A 21,000-nucleotide genomic window follows, 5' to 3' on the forward strand; every position below is an offset into this window, starting at 1 on the left:
TTGCGGGCACACAGCCACGTGCGGGCGGCTCGGTGTCCAGATTCGAATCTACCTGCGAGCACCGACAGTGCTCGCCCACGGGTTGTGGACGGGCATGCCGCGAGGCTGGTAGCCGCCCTACCCGGGACCCGGATTTCCAATCCCCCAAAGTGCGCCTACCCACTTACGAGGGGGTCTCGTTGTCCTCTTCGTCGTCGCTTTCCGTCAGGACGGGTGAACCGTGGTGTGACCACATCTTCCATCCGTCCGATGTGCGGCGGAACACATTGGTGGCCACGACGAGCTGCCCGACGAGCGGTCCGAGCGCGCCGCTCTCCTCGGCCGGGCCGCCGCTGAGGATGTTCTCGGTACAGGTCACCAGCGCGGTGTCGCCGGCCAGGCTCACCGTCACATCGGTGAGGAAGAACTGGATGTACTCGGTGTTCGCCATGATCAGCGCGTACGAGCGGAGCACCTCGCCGCGGCCCGAGAGCACCGGCCATCCGGGATGGATGCACGAGATGTCGTCCTCGAGCCACAGACCGGAGAGCTCCTCGAAGTCTCCGCGCTCCATCGTCTCGTAGAACGCGGTGTTGGCCTCTTCGACCAGTTCTACGTCGGTACGGCTCACCGGGCGGCCTCGACGGCCCGCGCGACCCGGACGGCGTCGGCCGTCGCCCGTACTTCATGGACCCGTACCGCCCACGCGCCCTCGTGCGCCACGATCGCGGAGACCGCGGCCGTGGCGGCGTCGCGCTCCCGGGCCGGCGGCGCCGCGCCCTCCTTCGCCAGTACGTGGCCGAGGAACCGCTTGCGGGAGGCGGCGACCAGCACGGGGCGGCCCAGCGCGCGCAGTTCGGAGAGGTGGGCGACGAGGGCGAGGTCGTGCTCGGCCTGCTTGGCGAAGCCGAGGCCGGGGTCGATGACGAGGCGTTCGGGCGCGATGCCGCCCGCGACGACGGCCTCCATACGGTCGCGCAGCTCGGCGACGACCTCGGCGACGACGTCTCCGTACACGGCACGGTTGTTCATGTCCTGGCTGAAGCCGCGCCAGTGCATGACCACGAAGGGGACGCCGGTCGCGGCGACCGCCGGGACCATACGGGGGTCGGCGAGGCCGCCGCTCACGTCGTTGACGAGCACCGCGCCGGCCGCGACGGCCTGCTCGGCGACGGTGGCGCGCATGGTGTCCACGGAGACGGTGACGCCTTCGGCCGCCAGGCCGCGTACGACGGGAACGACCCGCCGCAGCTCCTCGTCCTCGTCGACCCGGCTGGCGCCGGGCCTGGTGGACTCACCGCCGACGTCGACGAGGTCGGCGCCCTCGGTGACGAGGTCGAGGCCGCGCTTGACCGCGGCCGTGGTGTTGAACCAGCGGCCGCCGTCGGAGAAGGAGTCGGGCGTCACATTGACGACTCCCATGACCGCACAGCGATCCCACTCCGGCAGGCCGTCGGCCGTGCCCCGTCCACGCAACGTACTCATACGCCCAGCCTAGGCCCGCCGGGCGGGGCGGAGGTCACGCCGGTGGGCCGGGGAGACCCCGGGAGGGTCTGCCGCACCCGCCCGCCCTCGGCTGTGGGGGTACGGGATACCCCACAGCCAAGGGCTCGGCTGTCACGCCGCGCGGACCTCGTGTTCCGCCTTGACGGTCATGTGTGCGCAGGGGCGCGGCTGGCGGGCCGGGCGGCGGCGCGGGAAGAGGCGGGGGAGCGCGACGTTCACGAAGCCCTCCGCCTGCATCGCGGCGAAGCCGATACGCGGCAGGTCACGCGTATTGCGGAAGACCACGAAGCGCGGCTCCCAGCGCGGCTGGAACTTTGCGTTGAACTTGTACAGCGACTCGATCTGGAACCAGCGGGACAGGAAGACCAGCAGGCCGCGCCACATCCGGAGCACCGGGCCCGCGCCGATCTTCTCGCCGCGCGCCAGCGCCGAGCGGAACATCGCGAAGTTGAGCGAGACGCGCTCGATCTTCAGCCCCGGCGAGGCCTGCAGCGCCGCGACGATCAGCAGTTCGTTCATGCCCGGGTCGGCCGAGCGGTCGCGGCGCATCAGTTCCAGGGACATCCCGTCCGTACCCCACGGGACGAAGTGGATGATCGCCTTGAGGTCGCCGTACGGAGAATCGGGGTCCTCCTTGTGAGCCGTGGCGATCACGGCGTCGCCGTCGGCCGGGTCGCCTATCCGGCCCAGCGCCATCGAGAAGCCGCGCTCGGTGTCGGTGCCGCGCCAGGCCGCCGCGGCCAGGCGGATCGCCTCCAGCTCCTCGTCGGAGAGGTCACGAGCGCGCCGTACCCGGGTTTCGTAGCCATTGCGCTCGATGCGCTTCACCATCTGGCGTACGTTGCGCATCGCGCGCCCGGTGAGGGAGAAATCCGCGACGTCCACCACCGCCTCGTCACCCAGCTCCAGCGCGTCCAGACCGGTTTCCCGGGTCCAGACCTCGCCGCCGGTCTCCGAGCAGCCCATCACGGCCGGGGTCCAGGAGTGCGCCTTGGCCTCGTCCATGAAGCGCTCGATGGCGCCGGGCCAGGCCTCGACATCGCCGATCGGGTCGCCGCTGGCGAGCATGACGCCGGAGACCACGCGGTAGGTGACCGCGGCCTTGCCGCTCGGTGAGAAGACAACGGCCTTGTCGCGGCGGAGCGCGAAGTGTCCCAGCGAGTCCCGCCTGCCGTGCCGGGTGAGCAGGTCGCGCAGTCGGCGCTCGTCGTCCTCGGTGAGGCGCGCGGCCGGGTGCTCGGGGCGGAAGGCGAGATAGATGGTGGTGACGGCGGTCAGCAGACCGAGCGCACCGAGGGAGTAGCCGACCGTCCAGGACACCCCGTCGGCGTAGTCGACGGGACCCTCGAAGCCGAACAGCCCGAACAGGACGTGCTCCAGGCGGTCGGTGAGGCTGGGGCTGCCGACCTCGTTGCCGGGGTGCACGCTGACGATGACCAGGCCGAGGCCCAGGGAACCGGCGCCCATGAGGATGAAGTTGGCGAGCGCCTTCCAGCGGCTGCGCGGGTCGGGCAGCGCGGCGAATTCACTCCGGTGGCGCAGCAGCAGCGTCAGCAGCACCAGCGAGACCAGCGCACCGATCACCGAGTGGCGGTAGACGAACTGCCCCACCGCCCCGACGGGCAGCAGGATCACCGCGGCCCGCCAGGCGCGGCGCTTGTGGCGCTTGAGCCCGTGGGCGAGCAGCAGCAGCAGTACGCCGGCGCAGAGCGAGAGCGCCGCGGCGAAGGGGCCGGTGGATCCCGGCAGCACCTCGGCGATCGAGTGCATCCGACTGTGCCGGAATCGGGGGAAGACCCCGGCGGCAACGTCGATCAGGCCGACGAGTGTGGAGGCCGTGCCGACCAGCGCAGGGACCGCCTCCGGGCGGGGGCCGCGCAATATGCGACGCACCCGATCCGGAACCAATCCTGATTTGTCCCCATCTACCGTTGCAGACATCGCTTCCCGTGATTCCGCGAGAGATCCTGTGTCCCGAGCCTCAGGTGTGTGGCTCCGGACGATTTGCTCTCTCTAGGACGGGACTTCCGGGAGGCGGGTTCACTCATTCACAGGAAATTCTCAAGGAAGAAAGCTCACGCGACTCATGGGTCTGACCAGTAACAAAGTCCTGGCTTTGGCGATCATGGTGGCCGTGCTGCTGTTCGCCGCCACCGTCTGGCTCTGGCCGCGGCTCTCGCGTCGCAGTTGGCGCGCCGTGACGGGCAGGATCGGGCTGCTGCTGGCGACTCAGCTCGCGCTCTTCTCCGCCGTTGGCCTCGCGGCCAACAACTCCTTCCTCTTCTACGGCTCCTGGTCCGACCTCTTCGGTCAGGAGCAGGACATGGGTGTGGTGGTGGACCACTCGGCCTCCGGCAAGCGCGTCAAGGTCGTCGGCAAGCAGATGCTGGATGTGCCGGGCGGCTCGCGGCCCGCGATGGGCGGTCAGATACAGAAGATCGTCGTGGTGGGCGAGAAGTCGAAGATCGACAGCCCGGCGTATGTCTATCTGCCGCCGGAGTACTTCCAGGCGAAATACGAGAAGAGAACATTTCCGGCATCTATCGTGCTGACCGGATATCCGGGAACCGCGGAGAACCTGCTCAAGGGCCTGAAGTACCCGAGGACGGCCTTCATGCAGGCCAAGGACGGCAAGATGCAGCCGATGATCCTGGTGATGATGCGGCCGACCGTCGCGCCGCCGCGGGACACCGAGTGCGTGGACATACCGGGCGGGCCGCAGACCGAGACCTTCTTCGCCAAGGATCTGCCGAAGGCGATCTCGGAGACGTACCGGGTCGGGACCAAACCGCAGAACTGGGGCTTCATGGGGAATTCCACCGGTGGATACTGCGCCCTGAAGATCGCGATGCACCACCCGGAGCAGTTCGGGGCGAGCGCGGGTCTCTCCGCGTACTACAAGGCTGCCGACGACCCGACGACCGGTGACCTCTTCCACGGCAGCAAGAAGCAGAAGAGCCGGGCCAATCTGCTGTGGAGCCTGGACCACCTGCCGCAGGGGAAGTCGTCCTTCCTGGTCACGACGTCGAAGGCGGGCGAGGCCAACCTCAAGTCGACGCTGGCCTTCATAAAGAAGGTGAAGTCGCCCGCGCGCGTCTCGTCGATCACGCTCGACAGCGGTGGGCACAACTTCAACACCTGGCGGCGCGAGATTCCGCCGGCGCTGACCTGGATCAGCGGCAGGCTCAGCGCTTCGTAGGCCTGGGCGTTTCGCGGGGCCGAGCGTTTCGCGGGGCCGAGCGCTTCGCAGGGCTCAGCGCGTCGTGGGGCTCAGAGCGTCTTCACCGTTTCGATCGTTTGCAGCGCGACTTGGGTACGCGGGATGGCCTGGGCGTCCGCGTCTATGGAGCGGCGCAGCGCCTCGTGCAGCCGGGCCGGGGTGAGGACACCGAGGAAGCGCCCGGTCTCCTCCTTGTCGATGACCGCGATCCAGCCCGCGTCGTGCTGGAGCATGGTGGAGAACGCCTGCTTGAGCGAGGCGCCGACCGGAAGCCACGCCTCCATCCGGCGGGCGTGTTCGCGTACGGATCCCGACGCGGCGGTCTGCTCGGCCGATATCCAGCCGTGCAGATTGTCCTCGGCGTCCAGGACGACGGCCCAGCGGGAGCCGAGCTTCCGGGGCAGCGGGTCGTCGAGGTGGACGACCGGTGGCTGCTCCAGATCGCCCTCCTCGATAGGGGTGACCGAGAGGCGCTTGAGGCCGCGGTCGGCGCCGACGAAGTCCGCGACATACGGGTTGGCGGGGGTGCCGAGCACCGCGGCCGGTGCGTCGAACTGCTCGATCCGCCCCTGTCCGTAGACGGCGATACGGTCACCGAGGCGGACTGCCTCCTCGATGTCATGGGTGACGAAGAGCACGGTCTTACGGACCTGGGACTGGAGCCTCAGGAACTCGTTCTGCAGATGCTCGCGCACCACCGGGTCCACCGCGCCGAACGGCTCGTCCATCAGCAGTACGGGCGGGTCGGCCGCCAGCGCCCGGGCCACGCCGACGCGCTGACGCTGACCGCCGGAGAGCTGCTCGGGGTAGCGGTCGCCGTAGACGGACGGGTCGAGGCCGACCAGGTCGAGGAGTTCGGCGGCGCGCTCACGGCCCTTGCCGCGCTTCCAGCCGAGGAGATGGGGAACGGTCGCGGTGTTCTCCAGGACCGTTTTGTGCGGGAAAAGACCGACCTGCTGGATCACGTAGCCGATACGGCGCCGCAGTTGGACCGGATCGATGGCGGATATGTCGTCCCCGTCCAGGAAAATTCGGCCGCCGCTCGGCTCGATAAGGCGATTGACCATCTTCATGGTCGTGGTCTTCCCGCAGCCGGACGGTCCGACGAGCGTGACCAGTTCGCCCTCGGCGACCTCGAACGACAGGTCGTCGACCGCTGTCGTCCCGTCCGGGTACCGCTTGGTGACGTGCTCGAAACGGATCATGGTTCCCCATTGTGACGGGTGTTGTGTGAAGGCCATGTTGCTGCAATGTGGCGGCCCTCGGCGATTGTCAGTGGTCAGGGATATGGTCGCCAGACGTACGTTCGGCACTGCTGGGGAGGTGGGGGGCATGAGTACGCAGCAGGCTGCGCAGAGCTGTCTGGCGGCCAATGACTGGATCTGCGGGGAGTACCTCCGCACCCGCAGCCAGGAATTGACCGATGCCACGGTTCAGCATGTCTGGATCACCGTGGTGTCGGTTCTGATCGGTCTCGCCGTCGCATTTCCGCTGGCGCTGCTCGCCCGCGCCGGACCGCGGTTCGCGGGCCCGGTGCTCGGACTCACGACGCTGCTCTACACCATCCCGTCGCTGGCGATGTTCTCTCTGCTGCTGCCGGTCTTCGGGCTGTCGGCGGCGCTGGTGGTGACCGGCCTGGTGCTGTACTCGCTCACCATCCTCGTACGGAACATCATGGCCGGACTCGACGCGGTGCCCGACGAGGCGCGGGAGGCCGCGCGCGGCATGGGGTACGGATCGGGCCGGCTGCTCTGGGAGGTCGAACTTCCGCTCGCGCTGCCCGCGTTGATGGCGGGCCTGCGCATCGCGACCGTTTCGACGATCGCGCTGACGACGGTCGGCGCGCTGGTCGGCAAGGGCGGTCTGGGCAATCTCATCGACGACGGCGTGCAGACCACCTTCAAGGCGCAGGTGCTGACCGCATCCGTGCTCTGTGTGCTGCTGGCGGCCGTCGCCGATCTGCTGCTGCTCGGCGCACAGCGGCTGCTGACGCCCTGGACCCGCCTACGCCCGGCGAAGCGAATACGTCCGGCGAACCGAGTGGGCACGGCGAAGGGGACGGGCTGATGGGGGTAGTGGCCGACGCGTGGACCTGGCTCACCACCGGCTCCAACTGGTCGGGGGAGAGTGGTGCCTGGCACCGCCTGGGCGAGCATGTGTACGTCAGCGGGGTGGCCCTCGCACTGGCCTGCGCGATCGCCCTGCCCGTCGCACTCTGGCTGGGGCACCTCGGCAGGGGAGGCGCACTCGCGGTCAACATCTCCAACGCGGGCCGGGCGATCCCGGTCTTCGCGGTCCTCGCCCTCTTCATGCTCACACCGCTGCGCAGCGCCGGTTATCTGCCGACGATCATCGCCCTGGTGCTCTTCGCCGTGCCCCCGCTGCTGACCAACGCCTACGTCGGTATGCGGGAAGTCGACCGGGCGGTGGTGGAGGCAGCACGCGGGATGGGGATGTCCGGTGGCCAGCTCTTCCTGCGCGTCGAACTTCCCCTCGCCTACCCGCTGCTCATGACCGGCCTGAGGTCGGCCGCAGTCCAGGTGGTGGCCACGGCCACCATCGCTTCGATGGTGGGCCAGGGCGGCCTGGGCCGGATCATCACCGCCGGCTTCAACACCTACAACACCCCGCAGGTCGTCGCGGGCGCGCTCCTCGCGGCGCTGCTCGCGCTGCTGGTGGAAGGGGTTCTGGTGGCGGCCGACCGGCTGCTGAGCCCCCTCCGTAAGACCGTGTCGTCCGTGTCGTCGGTGTGACGACGCCCAACCCTTTGCTGTGGACGGAGAACCTGATGAGCAAGACCTCGCGCATCGCGGGCGCAATACTCGGTGTGGTGGCCCTGACGGGTTCTCTCGCCGCATGCGGTGGCGACAGCCTGGAGAAGGAGAAGGGCGGCTCCGAATCGGGCGGCGGGGCGGGCAAGAAAGGCGCGCTCGTCATCGGTGCCGCGTCCTTCACCGAGTCCAAGGTGCTCGCCGAGCTGTATGCGCAGATCCTGGCCGACGCCGGCTACAAGACGTCCGTCACCACGGTGAAGAACCGTGAGCTGTACGAACCCTCGCTGGAGAAGGGCGAGATCGACGTCGTACCGGAATACGCCGCGACGGTCGCCGAATTCCTCAACGCGAAGGTGAACGGGCCGAAGGCGCCCGACGAGAAGCCGGTGGCATCCGGCGATGTCACCGCCACCGTGGCGGCGCTCGCGAAGCTCGCCGAGCCGCGCGGGCTCAAGGTGCTTCCCGCCGGTGCCGCCGTCGACCAGAACGCCTTCGCGGTGAGCAAGGAATTCGCGGAGAAGAACAAGCTCAAGACGCTTTCCGATCTTGGGAAGTCGAAGCTGAAGGTGAAGATCGCGGCAGGCGACGAGTGCGAGGTGCGGCCGTTCTGCGCGCCGGGTCTGAAGAAGACGTACGGCATCGACGTCTCGGGCATCGACCCCAAGGGAGTCGGCACCCCGCAGTCCAAGCAGGCCGTCAAGGACGGTGACGACCAGCTCGTGCTGACCACCACCACGGACGCGTTGCTGGACGGCCTGGTCTTCCTGGAGGACGACAAGAAGCTCCAGAACGCCGACAACGTTCTTCCGGTGGTCAATGCCAAGGACGCGGGCGCCAAGGAGATAGCCGACGCGCTCGACAAGCTCACCAAGGTGCTGACGACCGAGGATCTTGCCGAGTTGAACCGCAAGGTGGACGCCGAGCGCGCGAAGCCTCAGGACGCGGCGAAGGCTTATCTCGCGTCCAAGGGCCTGCTCAAGAAGTAGAGAAGGGTCGGCCCGGCGTTCTTCATCCAGAGATTTGCCGGGCCGACACCCCATTCGGCGACTTCGCACGGTAAATTTCAGGCCATGCCACGTGGACGCCACCGCCATTCCCCGCCCCTGCACAGGCTGCTGCCGCCTTCGGCGGTAGCCGGAGCGTCGGTTTTGTGTGCCGCCGGCGCGTGGTTTCTGGCGGAGCCAGTCGTGCTCCGCTCCCTGGTCGGAGCCGCGGCGATGGCGGCTGTCACCGGCGCGGTCCTGATGCGCAGTTGGGACCGGAACGCCGGCCGCCGCGTCGCGGAACTCACGCGTGCCCGCGCGAGCGACGAGTGGAAGACCGAGGAACGCCTGGCCGAGCTCGAGACGGATCTCGAGGAATCGCGTGAGCTGCGCGCCAAGCTCGACGCGAAGCTGCGTGCCAAGCGGGTCGAGCTCGCCGCGCTGCGCAACGAACATGCCGCGCTGCTGCGGCGGTACGCGACGGCCGAGACCGAGCGGGCCAGCGCGCTCGAGGGCCGCAGGCAGCTCGCGCTCGAAGCGGCGGCGCCGGTCAGGGCGCTGCCCCCGGCCGGTTCCACGCCCACCCCGTCCACGTACCTCCGCGCGTCCAAGGCGCTGGACAACCTGTCGCGCAACGCCGCCGCGCAGGAGGCGAAGCGCACCGTCGAAGAAGCCCGTCGACGCGATCTCGCCGAGCGGGCCAAGGAGGCGGACGAGCCGCAGGGGAAGCACGCGGCGGCCGCCGGGGGAGAGCAGCACACCCGCCCGTCGTCCGCCGTCCCCGCCCCTCGTCCCGTCCCGGCCAGGCGTCCTGTCCCGGCCGCAGCAGCGATCGTTCCGTACGGTCCGCAGCGCCGCCGCGCACGCCCCGAGGGCGGCTTCGACTTCTTCGGCACGGCCGCCGAAGCGGGTGCGCAGAAGGCGATCGAGGCCGCGCAGAACGAGGACCTCGCCGATGTGGTGGGCGAGGAGGCCCTGGCCGCACAGGACGCGACGGACGACCGCGCGGTCGGTAAGGTGATCGATCTGACGGCGCACGACGAGACGGAGCAGCTGGACGTCGCCGAGCTGCGCAGCGCGATTTCCTGACCGCGGACGTCTCGAACGTCCGCCTACGTCCCCGATATCGCGGACGTCGTGAGCGTCGCGGGCGCTGCTCGTTGACGTGTTGTCCGCTCGACTACTTGTCTACTTGTCGATGTCGCCGACGACGAAGAACAGCGAGCCCAGGATCGCCACCATGTCGGCCACCAGCGTCCCCGGCAGCAGCTCGGTCAGCGCCTGGATGTTGTTGTACGACGCCGAGCGCAGCTTCAGCCGGTACGGGGTCTTCTCGCCCTTGGAGACCAGGTAGTAGCCGTTGATGCCGAGCGGGTTCTCCGTCCAGGCGTACGTATGGCCCTCAGGTGCCTTCAGGACCTTCGGCAGCCGCTGGTTGATCGGGCCCGGCGGCAGCTCGGCCATCCTGTCCAGACACGCGTCCGCCAGGTCCAGCGCGTTGTGCGTCTGGTGGAGAAGGACCTCGAAGCGGGCCAGGCAGTCGCCCTCCGTGCGGGTGACGACCTTGAGCGTGTCCTGCAGCTCTCCGTACGCCAGATACGGCTCGTCGCGCCGCAGATCGAAGTCGACACCCGAGGCGCGGGCGATCGGGCCGCTCACTCCGTACGCGTGGACCGTCTCGGCCGAGAGCACCCCCACCTCGCGCGTACGACCGCGGAAGATCTCGTTGCCGAGGACCAGCTTGTCGTAGATGTCCATCCGCGAGCGGAGGGCGGCGACGGCCTCGCGGGCGCGGCCGAGCCAGCCCGCCGGGAGGTCCTCCTTGAGCCCGCCGACCCGGTTGAACATGTAGTGCATCCGGCCGCCGGAGACCTCCTCCATCACATGCTGGAGATCCTCGCGCTCGCGGAACGCGTGGAAGATCGGCGTGATGCCGCCCAGTTCGAGCGGGTACGACCCGAGGAACATGAGGTGGTTGAGGACCCGGTTGAGCTCGGCGAGGAGCGTACGGGTCCAGACCGCGCGCTCCGGGACCTCCATACCGAGCATCCGCTCGACGGCCATGACGACGCCGAGCTCGTTGGAGAACGCGGAGAGCCAGTCGTGGCGGTTGGCCAGCATCACGATTTGGCGGTAGTCGCGCGCCTCGAAGAGCTTCTCGGCGCCGCGGTGCATATAACCGATGACCGGCTCGGCCTGCTGGATACGCTCTCCGTCCAGTACGAGACGGAGGCGGAGCACGCCGTGCGTGGAGGGGTGCTGGGGGCCGATGTTGAGCACCATGTCGGTGCTCTCCGCCGCGCCGCCGATGCCGACCGTCGTCTCCGTCATGGCGACAGTATCCCCTGTACGTGCAACACCCGGGGCGCCGAGTACGTGGAACACCTGGGGGGCCGACCCGGACCCCGGTCCTCAGACGCCGGACGGGCCGGGTTGCCGCTGCAGCAACCAGCCGAAGTCGCCGAGGCCGCCCCGCGCCGTCAGTTCGGCCGCCTCCCCGGCGGAGGCGAGTGCGCGGACGTACGCCGCAGGGTCGGACGTCGCCAGCGACAGCGGGGGGCGTTCGCCCGTGACGCCCAGGTCCCGCAGCGCCTCTCGCTGAGTGAGCAGTTCCGCACCGGGCAGCGCGCACGCGTCCAGGGCCACATGCGCGGTGATGTCGCAGCTGCCGTCCGGGAACGGGCGTACCTCGCGGCCCGCCCGGAAACCCGTCAGCGTGCCGAACGGCGGCCGCGCCTGAAGGGCGTGAGCGTAGTCGACGGCGACCGCGAGGCCCGCCTTGAGCGTGCCCACGACCCGTGCCCATGCCTCGTCCCGCGGACGGCCGATCTCCGCCCGCATCCCCGGCTCGGGCAGCGGCCACCAGCGCTCCAGCCACTCGGCGTCCGCTCCGGAGACCGGGGAGCCGAGCCGTTCGGTGCCGTCCCCGCGTACGAGGACGTACCGTGCGACGCCGTCCGGGTCGGCCTCCGCGACATCCACCGGGACGTTGTCCAGCCATTCGTTGGCGAAGAGCAGCCCGCTCACCCCGGCCGGGGGCTCGGCGGTCCATTCGATGCGGGGGTCCAGGCCGGCGGGACGGGCCGCGCGCTCGACGGCGTACGCCCGTACCGGGAAACCGGACGGCAGCGCCGCCAGCACGCCGGCGAGAAGCTCGCCGCGGCCTGCGCCGACATCGACCAGTGCCACCTCGTCGAGACCGAGCGGCTCCGCCGTGGTGAGCAGCAGCCGGGCGATCGCCGAGGCGAACAGCGGCGACGCGTGCACCGACGTACGGAAGTGCCCGGCCGGTCCCTCGGGCCGCAGATAGAAGCCGTCGGGCCCGTACAGCGCCGCTTCCGTCGCTTCCCGCCATCCTCGCCACTGACACGACTCATCCATCACGCGCACAAGTCTCCACCTTGCGGAGTACGCTTCCGCCGACCGGATCGCTCCTCCGGTTGACCCTTGCACCTATCTCCTTTCCCTACGCTGGGTTACGTGCAGCGCCTCTACGACTTCATCCGCAGACACCCGACGGGCGTCGACAGCTTCTGGGCTGTCATCCTCTTCGGGTTCTCCATGCTGTGGGTGATCCAGGTACCGGTCGGTATCCAGCCCCGTATCACCGCAGCTCTGATCGTTCTGCTGCTGAGTCTGGTCGTGGCGCTGCGCCGCCGTATGCCGGAGAAGATGCTGGTACTCGCCGCCGCGCTGGGCGTCGCCCAGCTCGCGCTGGACGTCGAGGTCAACCCGGCCGACTTCGCGATGCTGGTGATCATCTACACCGTCGCCGCGTACGACGGGGCGCGCTGGGCCTCCCGGCTGGCGCTGGTCGGCGGGCTGGCCGCGGGCACGCTGGCGCAGCTGCGCTGGCCGGAGGCGAACACCGGCGTCGGCGGCAAGATCTTCTTCACGATCTTCATGAGTGTGCCGTTCGCCCTCGCCTGGGTGCTCGGTGACTCGATACGCACCCGGCGGGCGTACTTCGCTCAGCTCGAGGAGCGAGCCACCCGGCTGGAGAAGGAGCGCGAGGCGCAGGCGAAGGTCGCGGTCGCGGCGGAACGGGCGCGGATCGCCCGCGAGCTGCACGACGTCGTCGCGCACAACGTCTCGGTGATGGTGGTGCAGGCCGACGGCGCCGCGTATGTCCTGGACGCCGCCCCCGACCAGGCCAAGCAGGCTCTGGAGACCATCTCGAGCACCGGCCGCCAGGCGCTCGCGGAGATGCGCAGGCTGCTCGGCGTGCTGCGTACCGGCGATGCCCCGGAGAGCGGTGAGTATGTCCCGCAGCCCGATGTCGAGCAGATCGAGGACCTGGTCGAGCAGGTGCGCGGCTCGGGCCTGACAGTGGACTTCAAGATCGAGGGAACGCCGCGGCCGCTGCCGAGCGGCGTCGAGCTCACCGCGTACCGCATCGTCCAGGAGGCGCTGACCAACACGCGCAAGCACGGCGGTCCGGAGGCCGGGGCCAGCGTGCGGCTCGTCTACTTCGACGACGGCCTCGGACTGCTGGTGGAGGACGACGGCCGCGGTTCGGCGCACGAGCTGTACGAGGACGGCGGCGCCGACGGCCGGGGCCACGGGCTCATCGGTATGCGCGAGCGCGTCGGTATGGTCGGCGGAACGCTCGACACGGGGCCGCGGCCCGGCGGCGGCTTCCGGATCAGCGCACTGCTTCCCCTCAAGCCCGCCCACTAGGGATCCCACCGGATCCCACGACAGATCGAGGCCTAACTGACATGTCCATCCGCGTGATGCTCGTCGACGATCAGGTGCTGCTCCGCACCGGGTTCCGGATGGTGCTCGCCGCCCAGCCGGACATGGAGGTCGTCGCGGAGGCGGGCGACGGCGCGGAGGCGATCGAGAACCTCCGCTCCACCGCCGTGGACGTGGTGCTGATGGATGTACGCATGCCGAGGCTGGACGGCGTAGAGGCGACGCGGCGGATCTGCGCCGAGCCGGACGCCCCCAAGGTGCTGATCCTGACCACCTTCGACCTGGACGAGTACGCGTTCTCCGGGCTGAAGGCGGGCGCCAGCGGCTTCATGCTCAAGGATGTGCCGCCCGCCGAGCTGCTCGGCGCGATCCGTTCGGTGCACAGCGGCGACGCGGTTGTCGCGCCGTCCACGACGCGGCGGCTGCTGGACCGCTTCTCGCCGATGCTGCCGAGCAGCTCCCACGAGCCGCGGCACAAGGAGCTGGAGCGGCTCACCGAGCGCGAGCGTGAGGTGATGCTGCTGGTCGCACAGGGCCTGTCGAACGGCGAGATCGCCGCGCGTCTTGTTCTCTCCGAGGCCACGGTCAAGACCCATGTCGGCCGCATCCTCACCAAGCTGGGCCTGCGCGACCGGGTGCAGGTCGTGGTGCTCGCGTATGAGTCCGGGCTGGTGCGGGCGGGCGGCGGACAGGCGAGCTCTTCCTGACGACGCGGGGCACGGCGCTCATAGGGTGGCCCCATGCTGCTGTGGATCAACGGTCCCTTCGGGGGCGGCAAGACCCAGACCGCGTACGAGCTGAATCGGCGGCTGCCCGGCAGCGCCGTCTGCGATCCGGAGCATGTCGGCTTCGGGCTGCACCGGATGATGCCGCCCGGACTGCGCGCGGACTTCCAGGATCTGCAGGCCTGGCGGCAGGGAGTGTACGAGGTGCTGGACCTGACGCTGCGGACGTACGAAGGCGTGGTGATCGCCCCGATGACGCTGGTCGAACCGGCGTACTTCGAGGAGACCGTGGGGCGGCTGCGCGAAGCCGGCCACGAGGTGCACCATTTCGCGCTGCTCGCGGAGCGCGAGACGGTGCTGCGCCGGCTGACGGAGCGGGGGCTGGGGCGCGGACTCAAGCGGGAGAGCTTCGCGGTACGGCAGTTGGACCACTGCCTGGAGCGGCTGAACGAGCCGCGGTTCGCGGAGCACATCCGTACGGACCGGGTGGCCGTGCCGCAGGTGGCTGACCGGATCGCGGCGTCGGCGGGGCTGACGCTGGAGCCGAACCGGGACGGGCCGCTGCGGCACCGGCTGCGCAAGGCGTGGACGGGCGTCAAGCACATCCGCTTCGACTGACGCGGCTCACGCGGGATCACGGGTCCCACGCGGCTGACGCGGCTCTCACCCTGCTCACGCAGCTCCCACGCCCTAACGCAGCACTGTCTCCAGGAAGTCGCTGCCGAGCCGGGCGACGGCGGAGACGTCCAGCTGGTGCAGTACGTACCGGCCGCGCCGCCGGGTGGAGATCAGCCCGGCCTTCTTGAGCACGGCCAGATGGCGGGAGACCTCGGGCGCGGTGATCCCGTACGCGTCCGCCAGTTCGCTGGTCGTGTACGGGGCGCGGGCGAGGTTGCGGCACAGCCGCATGCGCATGGGGTGCGCCAGCGCCTCCATCCGCAGCTTCAACAGCTCCACAGGAGCGGGTCCCGGCAGTTCGGGCGAGCCGACGGGGTAGTGGATCACCGGCCGCCAGCCGGGTGCGTGCAGCACCATGAGATGCGGCCAGCCGAAGCTGGACGGGACGAGGGAGAGCCCGGCGCCGACGGCGGGGTCGACGGCGGTCGTCCGCCCTTCCGCGAGTTTGTCGGCGCTGATACGGGTCCGGTCCTCGTCCACCGAGAGTGCGGGGGAGACGGCGTGCAGCGCCTCGGCGAGGCCCTTGCGGCGCAGCAGCTCGGTCTTGTGGCGGGCGTCGGCGGCGAGCTGGGTGGAGACGCGTCGCCAGGTGTCGGCGAAGAAGGACTGGTCGCAGTCCTCGAAGAGGCGCCGCACCCAGGCGCGTACGGAGGCGGGGTCGTCCAGCAGCCGGCGGGTGAAGTCGAGCTGCTTGGGCCCGCGGGTGGCGGCGAGTTCGAGTGCGCGCTCGCGCCTGGCGGGGTCGGTGAGGGCGGACGGGGCGCCGGTCCCGTACGTACTGGCGCAGGTGAACTCCAGGGCGGCGGAGACGAAGCGCTCGTCGTCGAGCCGGTCGAGCATGTCCAGCTCTTCGGCGAGGTTGGCGCCGGTCCGGCCGCCGGCCGCGCCCAGGGCCGCGGGCAGCCCGGCGAACGGCATGAAGACGTCCGAGAAGGTGGACCGCCACAGGAAGTCGGCCTCGTGCAGCCGGTCCGCAAGGTCCGGCTTGAGCCCGGCGGCGGTCGCGGTGGCCCAGCCGTGCAGCCCTGGATGGTGCCCGGGTTCGGCAAGCGCGTGCAGCGCCACGCCCAGCTCGGCGAGGGGAGAAATGTCGAAGACGATGCGCTCGGGGGGCAGCCCCGCGATATCGATGGTCACGCTCACGCCTCCATGGTGCGGGTGCGCGGGGCGGGTCTCGCGCCATTTGACGCGGCTCGTCAATCGACGCGACGGGGTGGGCGGGGCGGGCGCAGCGTAAAGGCATGAACGCCATGCATCAGCACATGATCGACAATTACCGCGCGGCGCAGCGGGGCGAGCAGGCGCCGCCACAGCCGGGCCTGAACGACTGGCAGGTGATCCGAGAGGTCCGCGACTACCGCCGCTTCCAGGCGGTGCTCGCCGGCCACCGCTCCCACGGCCGCATTCGTGCGGCGCTGACCCGCCTGCTGCACCCGCGTGCGGCGAACTCGGCGAACTGCGGCTGAGCCCGGGTCGAGGGCGCCGGGCTCGCCCCAGACGCCCGGCCGGCCCCGGTCCCCCGGCTCCCCCAGGCGCCCGGCTACCCCACCCTCCGCATGAACTCCGCCACCGCCGCTCTCACGTCATCACCCGTCCACTCCAGCCCCTCCGACGCCACCGTCACCTCTGTCACCGACACCCCCGGCGGGCACCCCTCCGTGAACCACCTCCTGAAGAGCGTCACGCCCGTCTCCTCCGCCTGGCGCACCGCCGCCTCGTTCAGAGCTTCCGCCTCGTGGGCCAGCCAGACCTGGAACTGGTGCGTGTGCGGCTCCTGCGGGTGGACCCGGAACCACGGGACGCCCGCCTCCGTGAAGGCCTCGTGCAGCGCCGCGGCCACCACCTTCGCGTGGGCCACGTACGACGGCAGCCGCGGCAGCTCCCGCTCCAGGCCCAGCAGCGCGGACAGCGCCGCCGGGTACTGCTGGAAGACCTGGCCGCCGTACCGGTGCCGCCAGGTCCTGGCCTCGGCCACCAGGTCCTCCGGGCCCGCCAGCACCGCGCCGGAAAGTGCGTCCAGGGACTTGTAGAAGGACACGTACACGCTGTCTGCGAGGGACGCGATCTCGTCCAGCGGGCGGCCGAAGTGCGGGGCGCACTCCCACAGGCGCGCGCCGTCGAAGTGCACCACTGCATCGCGTTCCCGCGCCGCTTCCACGACCTCCACCAGTTCGTCCCACGACGGCAGTACGAAACCCGCGTCCCGCAGCGGCAGTTCCAGCATCAGCGCGCCGAAGGGCTCGTCGAAGTCACGTATCTCCGCCGCCGTCGGCAGCCGCGGCTCGTGTGTCGGATGCACCGTCCGCAACCCGCTCACCACGCCGAACGCGCCCCGCTCATGCACCTCCGGATGCGCCGTCGGATGCAGCGCGACCGTCGGATTCCCGGTACGCCCCGCCCAGCACCGCAGGGCCACCTGCTGCGCCATTGTCCCGGTCGGGAAGAACGCCGCGGCCGGGAACCCGAGCAGCTGCGCCGCCCGCTCCTCCAGCTCCGCGACGACCCCGTTGCCGTATACATCCGTCCATGCGTCGAGGTCGTACACCTCGCCCGCGTGCGCCGCCAGCGCCGCAAGCCGGTCCCCGAGCCGGTGGTCCGCGGAGGCCCGCCACAGCACCCGGTCCGACGCCCGCCATGCGGTGAGCCTGCGGTGCCGCTCGTCCTGCTCGGTCGTGTCAGCCATGCACCGATCATGCACCGTCGGCCGATCGCCGCCCACAGCCTGTGGACAACTCGAAGGCCTGGGAAACGCTGGCGTAGCATGACGAGAAATCGTCCGGTACCCCCCGCGGACTGGAACGGAAGGCCCCGCCGCGTGAATGCCACAGCACCACAGGAACCGCTCGACCCGCGGGACCGCCCCGCCCGACTCACCGTCGGCGTCGTCGGAGCAGGCCGGGTCGGCCCGGCCCTCGCCGCATCGCTCCAGCTCGCCGGACACCGCCCGGTCGCCGTCTCCGGCGTCTCCGACGCGTCCGTACGACGGGCTGCCGCACTGCTCCCCGACGTACCGCTGGTGACCCCCGCAGAGGTCCTCGCACGCGCCGAGCTGGTGCTGCTGACCGTCCCCGACGACGCGCTGCCCGCGCTGGTCGACGGGCTGGTCGAGACCGGTGCCGTACGACCCGGACAGCTGCTTGTGCACACCTCCGGGCGGTACGGCGTCAACGTGCTCGACCCCGCCACGAGGGCCGGCGCGCTGCCGCTGGCCCTGCACCCCGCGATGACGTTCACCGGGACCAGCGTCGACGTCCAGCGGCTGGCCGGCTGTTCCTTCGGAGTGACCGCCCCCGAGGAGCTGCGGCTGGCCGCCGAGGCGCTCGTCATCGAGATGGGGGGCGAGCCCGAGTGGATCGAGGAGGAGGCCCGCCCGCTCTACCACGCGGCCCTCGCCCTCGGCGCGAACCACCTCGTCACCCTGGTCGCCCAGTCGATGGAGCTGCTGCGTACGGCGGGGGTCTCCGCCCCGGACCGGATGCTCGGCCCGTTGCTCGGCGCCGCCCTCGACAATGCCCTGCGCTCCGGCGACGCCGCACTCACCGGACCCGTCGCACGCGGCGACGCGGGCACCGTCGCGGCGCATGTCGCGGAGCTGCGCAAGCACGCGCCCGCGACGGTCGCCGGGTATCTGGCGATGGCCCGCACCACCGCCGACCGGGCGCTCGCACACGGAATGCTCAAACCGGAGCTCGCCGAGGACCTGCTGGGCGTCCTCGCCGAGGGGGACGTCCGATGAGCCACGATTTCGAACTCGTGCCGACTCTGGACGACTTGGGCCACGTCCTCGACCACCACGCCGTCCGCGGCCGCACCGCCGTCGTCATGACCATGGGCGCCCTCCACGAGGGCCACGCCACCCTGATCCGCGCCGCCCGCGAGCATGTCGGCCGCAAGGGCTTCGTCGTCGTCACGGTCTTCGTCAACCCGCTCCAGTTCGGTGCGGGCGAAGACCTCGACCGGTACCCCCGTACTCTCGACGCCGACCTCAGGACGGCCGAAGAGGCAGGCGCGGACGTCGTGTTCGCGCCCTCGGCCGGCGAGGTCTACCCGGGTGGCCGGCCACAGGTCCGCATCACCGCGGGCCCGATGGGCGAGCGGCTCGAAGGGGCCGCCCGCCCCGGCCACTTCGACGGCATGCTCACCGTCGTCGCCAAGCTCCTCCACCTCACCCGCCCCGATGTCGCCTTCTTCGGCCAGAAGGACGCACAGCAGCTCGCGCTGATCCGCCGGATGGTCCTCGATCTGAACTTCCCGGTCGAGATCGTCGGCGTACCGACCGTCCGTGAGGCCGACGGCCTCGCGCTCTCCAGCCGCAACCGCTACCTGGCGGCCGACGAGCGCCGTACCGCCCTCGCCCTGTCCAGGTCCCTCTTCGCGGCGCACGACCGCCTCGCCGCCGAACACGCCCTGCACGCCCGCGCCGAGGCCACCCACGGCACCGTCGCCCGTGCCGCCGCGCTGTCCGCGATCGGTGAGGCCCGAGCGGCGGCCGACGCGCACGCGGTGGCCCAGGCGGGACCGGGCTGCGTGGCCGCCGTCCGCGCCGCGGCCCGCGCTGTCCTCGACGAGGCCGCGCGCGCCCAACCGCCTCTCGTCCTCGACTATCTGGCCCTCGTCGATCCGGCCACCTTCACCGAGGTCCCCGACGACTACACCGGCGAGGCGACCCTCGCCGTCGCCGCGCGGATCGGTGCGACGCGCCTGATCGACAACATCCCCCTGACCTTCGGAGCCCCAGCATGACCGGAATACGGCTGAACGCCCCCGCTCCCGGCTGGGCCATCGAGGCCGACGTCGTCGTGGTCGGCTCCGGAGTCGCGGGTCTGACCGCCGCGCTGCGCTGCACGGCCGCCGGGCTGAGCACGGTCGTGGTCACCAAGGCCCGCCTGGACGACGGCTCCACGCGCTGGGCGCAGGGCGGCATCGCCGCCGCGCTCGGCGACGGCGACACCCCGGAGCAGCATCTGGACGACACCCTGGTCGCGGGCGCGGGCCTGTGCGACGAGGAGGCGGTCCGCACCCTGGTCACCGAGGGCCCCGACGCCGTACGCCGGCTGATCGCCACCGGCGCGCACTTCGACACCTCCGAGGCCGGCGAGATCGAGCTCGCCCGCGAGGGCGGCCACCACCGGCGCCGTATCGCGCACGCGGGAGGCGATGCGACGGGCGCCGAGATCTCCCGCGCGCTCGTCGAGGCCGTACACGCCAGCAAGCTGCGCGCCATCGAAAACGCCCTGGTTCTGGACCTGTTGACGGACGCCGACGGCCGTACGGCCGGAATCACCCTCCATGTCATGGGCGAGGGCCAGCACGACGGCGTCGGTGCCGTCCACGCCCCCACCGTCGTGCTGGCCACCGGCGGCATGGGCCAGGTCTTCTCCGCCACCACCAACCCCGCGGTCTCCACCGGCGACGGCGTCGCGCTCGCGCTCCGTGCCGGCGCGGAGATCTCCGACCTCGAATTCGTGCAGTTCCACCCGACGGTGCTCTTCCTCGGCGCGGACTCCGAGGGCCAGCAGCCGCTGGTCTCCGAGGCGGTACGAGGAGAGGGCGCCCATCTCGTCGACGCGTCCGGCACCCGCTTCATGCTCGGGCAGCACGAACTGGCCGAGCTCGCCCCCCGCGACATCGTCGCCAAGGGCATCATGCGCCGGATGCAGGAGCAGGGCGCCGCACACATGTACCTCGACGCCCGCCACTTCGGCGCCGAGATGTGGGAGCAGCGCTTCCCCACCATCCTCGCGGCCTGCCGGGCCCACGGCATCGACCCGGTCACCGAGCCCATCCCGGTCGCTCCGGCCGCCCACTACGCCTCCGGCGGCGTACGCACCGACCTGCACGGCCGCACCACCGTCCCGGGCCTGTACGCCTGCGGCGAGGTCGCCTGCACCGGAGTCCACGGCGCGAACCGCCTCGCCTCCAACTCCCTCCTGGAGGGACTGGTCTTCGCCGAGCGCATCGCCGCCGACATCGCCTCCCGCGCCCCGCTCCGGGCCGGCCGGCCTGCCGCGCCCGCGACCCCCTCCGTACTGCCGCTCATCGCGCCCGAGACGCGGGCCGAGATCCAGCGGATCATGTCCGACGGCGCGGGTGTCCTCCGCTCCGCGCAGAGCCTGACCGAGGCGGCGGCCGCGCTCGGCGCCGTACACCGCAACGCCGTGCAGGACCAGCAAGGTTCGGGCAAGACGGCCGAGCCCGGAGTCGAGTCCTGGGAGACCTCCAACCTCCTGTGCGTGGCCCGTGTGCTGACCGCCGCCGCGCTGGAACGCGAGGAGACCCGCGGCTGCCACTGGCGCGAGGACCGCCCCGAGCGCGACGACGCCGACTGGCGCCGCCATCTCGTCGTACGCCTCGCGCCGGACCGCAGCCTGGTCGTCCGCCGCACCGAGAACACCGCATTCGCCCCCACAGTCCCCGACGCCCCCAGGGAGCCGTAA

Annotated in this window: 20 protein-coding genes; 12 read left to right on the top strand and 8 right to left on the bottom strand. The window is 70.7% G+C overall.

Annotated features, from left to right (window positions below; all coding sequences use genetic code 11):
* Positions 1-163: 163 nt before the first annotated feature.
* The 3 genes from ACFWDI_RS07860 to ACFWDI_RS07870 form a co-directional block, all read right to left on the bottom strand.
* Positions 164-610: a nuclear transport factor 2 family protein gene (locus tag ACFWDI_RS07860; protein ID WP_327325269.1), complete on the bottom strand. Its 447-nt coding sequence runs from the start codon at positions 608-610 to the stop codon at positions 164-166.
* Positions 607-1,464 carry a dihydropteroate synthase gene (folP, locus tag ACFWDI_RS07865; RefSeq protein WP_385301924.1) on the bottom strand — a complete coding sequence of 286 codons (858 nt, stop codon included), beginning with the start codon at positions 1,462-1,464 and terminating at the stop codon, positions 607-609. The genes ACFWDI_RS07860 and folP overlap by 4 nt, the downstream gene beginning before the upstream one ends.
* 132 nt (positions 1,465-1,596) lie before the next feature.
* Positions 1,597-3,426 carry a phosphatidylglycerol lysyltransferase domain-containing protein gene (locus ACFWDI_RS07870; RefSeq protein WP_385301926.1) on the bottom strand — a complete coding sequence of 610 codons (1,830 nt, stop codon included), beginning with the start codon at positions 3,424-3,426 and terminating at the stop codon, positions 1,597-1,599.
* A 145-nt stretch (positions 3,427-3,571) separates the two neighbouring features.
* On the opposite strand from ACFWDI_RS07870, the gene ACFWDI_RS07875 reads away from it, so the two are divergent.
* On the top strand, positions 3,572-4,684 hold the full coding sequence (locus ACFWDI_RS07875; protein ID WP_385301927.1) for an alpha/beta hydrolase: 1,113 nt from the start codon (positions 3,572-3,574) through the stop codon (positions 4,682-4,684).
* A gap of 71 nt (positions 4,685-4,755) precedes the next feature.
* Here the strand turns inward: ACFWDI_RS07875 and ACFWDI_RS07880 are convergent, their stop codons facing one another.
* Entirely contained in the window at positions 4,756-5,910 is a 1,155-nt protein-coding gene (locus tag ACFWDI_RS07880; RefSeq protein ID WP_385301929.1) for an ABC transporter ATP-binding protein, read from the bottom strand.
* Between the two features lie 127 nt (positions 5,911-6,037).
* On the opposite strand from ACFWDI_RS07880, the gene ACFWDI_RS07885 reads away from it, so the two are divergent.
* The 4 genes from ACFWDI_RS07885 (at position 6,038) to ACFWDI_RS07900 (ending at position 9,551) form a co-directional block, all read left to right on the top strand.
* Positions 6,038-6,772, top strand: coding sequence for an ABC transporter permease (locus ACFWDI_RS07885; protein WP_385301930.1), 735 nt, complete (start codon positions 6,038-6,040; stop codon positions 6,770-6,772).
* The gene (locus ACFWDI_RS07890) at positions 6,772-7,458 is read left to right on the top strand and encodes an ABC transporter permease (protein ID WP_327325275.1); all 687 of its coding nucleotides are present in this window, start codon (positions 6,772-6,774) and stop codon (positions 7,456-7,458) included. The genes ACFWDI_RS07885 and ACFWDI_RS07890 overlap by 1 nt, the downstream gene beginning before the upstream one ends.
* A 35-nt stretch (positions 7,459-7,493) precedes the next feature.
* Positions 7,494-8,465, top strand: coding sequence for an ABC transporter substrate-binding protein (locus ACFWDI_RS07895; protein WP_385301931.1), 972 nt, complete (start codon positions 7,494-7,496; stop codon positions 8,463-8,465).
* 84 nt (positions 8,466-8,549) lie between these two features.
* Complete coding sequence (locus ACFWDI_RS07900) at positions 8,550-9,551, top strand: hypothetical protein (protein WP_385301932.1); 1,002 nt, start codon at positions 8,550-8,552, stop codon at positions 9,549-9,551.
* Between the two features lie 99 nt (positions 9,552-9,650).
* Here the strand turns inward: ACFWDI_RS07900 and ACFWDI_RS07905 are convergent, their stop codons facing one another.
* Together ACFWDI_RS07905 and ACFWDI_RS07910 are read right to left on the bottom strand one after the other, a co-directional pair.
* Positions 9,651-10,793: an NADH-quinone oxidoreductase subunit D gene (locus ACFWDI_RS07905; RefSeq protein WP_385301933.1), complete on the bottom strand. Its 1,143-nt coding sequence runs from the start codon at positions 10,791-10,793 to the stop codon at positions 9,651-9,653.
* An 81-nt stretch (positions 10,794-10,874) separates the two neighbouring features.
* On the bottom strand, positions 10,875-11,843 hold the full coding sequence (locus ACFWDI_RS07910) for an SAM-dependent methyltransferase (protein WP_385301962.1): 969 nt from the start codon (positions 11,841-11,843) through the stop codon (positions 10,875-10,877).
* Positions 11,844-11,942: 99 nt separating this feature from the next.
* Here ACFWDI_RS07910 and ACFWDI_RS07915 point away from each other — a divergent pair, with 99 nt between their 5' ends.
* Genes ACFWDI_RS07915 through ACFWDI_RS07925 form a run of 3 tightly spaced genes read left to right on the top strand, consistent with a single transcriptional unit; the run spans position 11,943 to position 14,503 of the window.
* A complete protein-coding gene (locus ACFWDI_RS07915; RefSeq protein ID WP_385301934.1) occupies positions 11,943-13,142 on the top strand; it encodes a sensor histidine kinase in 1,200 nt (399 codons plus the stop codon).
* 41 nt (positions 13,143-13,183) lie between these two features.
* The gene (locus ACFWDI_RS07920) at positions 13,184-13,867 is read left to right on the top strand and encodes a response regulator transcription factor (protein ID WP_327325280.1); all 684 of its coding nucleotides are present in this window, start codon (positions 13,184-13,186) and stop codon (positions 13,865-13,867) included.
* Between the two features lie 33 nt (positions 13,868-13,900).
* Positions 13,901-14,503: an AAA family ATPase gene (locus tag ACFWDI_RS07925; protein ID WP_385301935.1), complete on the top strand. Its 603-nt coding sequence runs from the start codon at positions 13,901-13,903 to the stop codon at positions 14,501-14,503.
* A 72-nt stretch (positions 14,504-14,575) separates the two neighbouring features.
* On the opposite strand, the gene ACFWDI_RS07930 is transcribed toward ACFWDI_RS07925, so the two are convergent.
* The gene (locus ACFWDI_RS07930) at positions 14,576-15,700 is read right to left on the bottom strand and encodes a DUF5937 family protein (protein WP_385301963.1); all 1,125 of its coding nucleotides are present in this window, start codon (positions 15,698-15,700) and stop codon (positions 14,576-14,578) included.
* A gap of 104 nt (positions 15,701-15,804) precedes the next feature.
* Here ACFWDI_RS07930 and ACFWDI_RS07935 point away from each other — a divergent pair, with 104 nt between their 5' ends.
* Positions 15,805-16,029 carry a hypothetical protein gene (locus tag ACFWDI_RS07935; protein ID WP_385301936.1) on the top strand — a complete coding sequence of 75 codons (225 nt, stop codon included), beginning with the start codon at positions 15,805-15,807 and terminating at the stop codon, positions 16,027-16,029.
* A 74-nt stretch (positions 16,030-16,103) separates the two neighbouring features.
* Here the strand turns inward: ACFWDI_RS07935 and ACFWDI_RS07940 are convergent, their stop codons facing one another.
* Positions 16,104-17,246, bottom strand: a complete 1,143-nt coding sequence (locus ACFWDI_RS07940) for a threonine aldolase family protein (RefSeq protein ID WP_385301937.1) — start codon at positions 17,244-17,246, stop codon at positions 16,104-16,106.
* Between the two features lie 132 nt (positions 17,247-17,378).
* Here ACFWDI_RS07940 and ACFWDI_RS07945 point away from each other — a divergent pair, with 132 nt between their 5' ends.
* From ACFWDI_RS07945 to ACFWDI_RS07955, 3 genes are read left to right on the top strand one after another with little or no spacing between them, the layout of a single operon-like run.
* Positions 17,379-18,299 (top strand): Rossmann-like and DUF2520 domain-containing protein, encoded by a 921-nt coding sequence (locus ACFWDI_RS07945; RefSeq protein WP_385301938.1) that lies wholly within the window; start codon positions 17,379-17,381, stop codon positions 18,297-18,299.
* Positions 18,296-19,306: a pantoate--beta-alanine ligase gene (gene panC, locus ACFWDI_RS07950; RefSeq protein WP_385301939.1), complete on the top strand. Its 1,011-nt coding sequence runs from the start codon at positions 18,296-18,298 to the stop codon at positions 19,304-19,306. Before ACFWDI_RS07945 ends, panC begins: the two co-directional genes overlap by 4 nt.
* Positions 19,303-21,000, top strand: coding sequence for an L-aspartate oxidase (locus ACFWDI_RS07955; RefSeq protein ID WP_385301940.1), 1,698 nt, complete (start codon positions 19,303-19,305; stop codon positions 20,998-21,000). Before panC ends, ACFWDI_RS07955 begins: the two co-directional genes overlap by 4 nt.

This window comes from Streptomyces sp. NPDC060064 (genome assembly GCF_042736455.1).
Classification (GTDB): Bacteria; Actinomycetota; Actinomycetes; order Streptomycetales; family Streptomycetaceae; genus Streptomyces.

Excerpts from the sequence above, each read along its gene's own strand:
- folP (WP_385301924.1), bottom strand. The coding sequence starts at position 1,464 with ATGAGTACGTTGCGTGGACGGGGCACGGCCGACGGCCTGCCGGAGTGG.
- ACFWDI_RS07870 (WP_385301926.1), bottom strand. The coding sequence starts at position 3,426 with ATGTCTGCAACGGTAGATGGGGACAAATCAGGATTGGTTCCGGATCGG.
- ACFWDI_RS07875 (WP_385301927.1), top strand. The coding sequence starts at position 3,572 with ATGGGTCTGACCAGTAACAAAGTCCTGGCTTTGGCGATCATGGTGGCC.
- ACFWDI_RS07880 (WP_385301929.1), bottom strand. The coding sequence starts at position 5,910 with ATGATCCGTTTCGAGCACGTCACCAAGCGGTACCCGGACGGGACGACA.
- ACFWDI_RS07885 (WP_385301930.1), top strand. The coding sequence starts at position 6,038 with ATGAGTACGCAGCAGGCTGCGCAGAGCTGTCTGGCGGCCAATGACTGG.
- ACFWDI_RS07890 (WP_327325275.1), top strand. The coding sequence starts at position 6,772 with ATGGGGGTAGTGGCCGACGCGTGGACCTGGCTCACCACCGGCTCCAAC.
- ACFWDI_RS07895 (WP_385301931.1), top strand. The coding sequence starts at position 7,494 with ATGAGCAAGACCTCGCGCATCGCGGGCGCAATACTCGGTGTGGTGGCC.
- ACFWDI_RS07900 (WP_385301932.1), top strand. The coding sequence starts at position 8,550 with ATGCCACGTGGACGCCACCGCCATTCCCCGCCCCTGCACAGGCTGCTG.
- ACFWDI_RS07905 (WP_385301933.1), bottom strand. The coding sequence starts at position 10,793 with ATGACGGAGACGACGGTCGGCATCGGCGGCGCGGCGGAGAGCACCGAC.
- ACFWDI_RS07910 (WP_385301962.1), bottom strand. The coding sequence starts at position 11,843 with ATGGATGAGTCGTGTCAGTGGCGAGGATGGCGGGAAGCGACGGAAGCG.
- ACFWDI_RS07920 (WP_327325280.1), top strand. The coding sequence starts at position 13,184 with ATGTCCATCCGCGTGATGCTCGTCGACGATCAGGTGCTGCTCCGCACC.
- ACFWDI_RS07925 (WP_385301935.1), top strand. The coding sequence starts at position 13,901 with ATGCTGCTGTGGATCAACGGTCCCTTCGGGGGCGGCAAGACCCAGACC.
- ACFWDI_RS07935 (WP_385301936.1), top strand. The coding sequence starts at position 15,805 with ATGAACGCCATGCATCAGCACATGATCGACAATTACCGCGCGGCGCAG.
- ACFWDI_RS07940 (WP_385301937.1), bottom strand. The coding sequence starts at position 17,246 with ATGGCTGACACGACCGAGCAGGACGAGCGGCACCGCAGGCTCACCGCA.
- panC (WP_385301939.1), top strand. The coding sequence starts at position 18,296 with ATGAGCCACGATTTCGAACTCGTGCCGACTCTGGACGACTTGGGCCAC.
- ACFWDI_RS07955 (WP_385301940.1), top strand. The coding sequence starts at position 19,303 with ATGACCGGAATACGGCTGAACGCCCCCGCTCCCGGCTGGGCCATCGAG.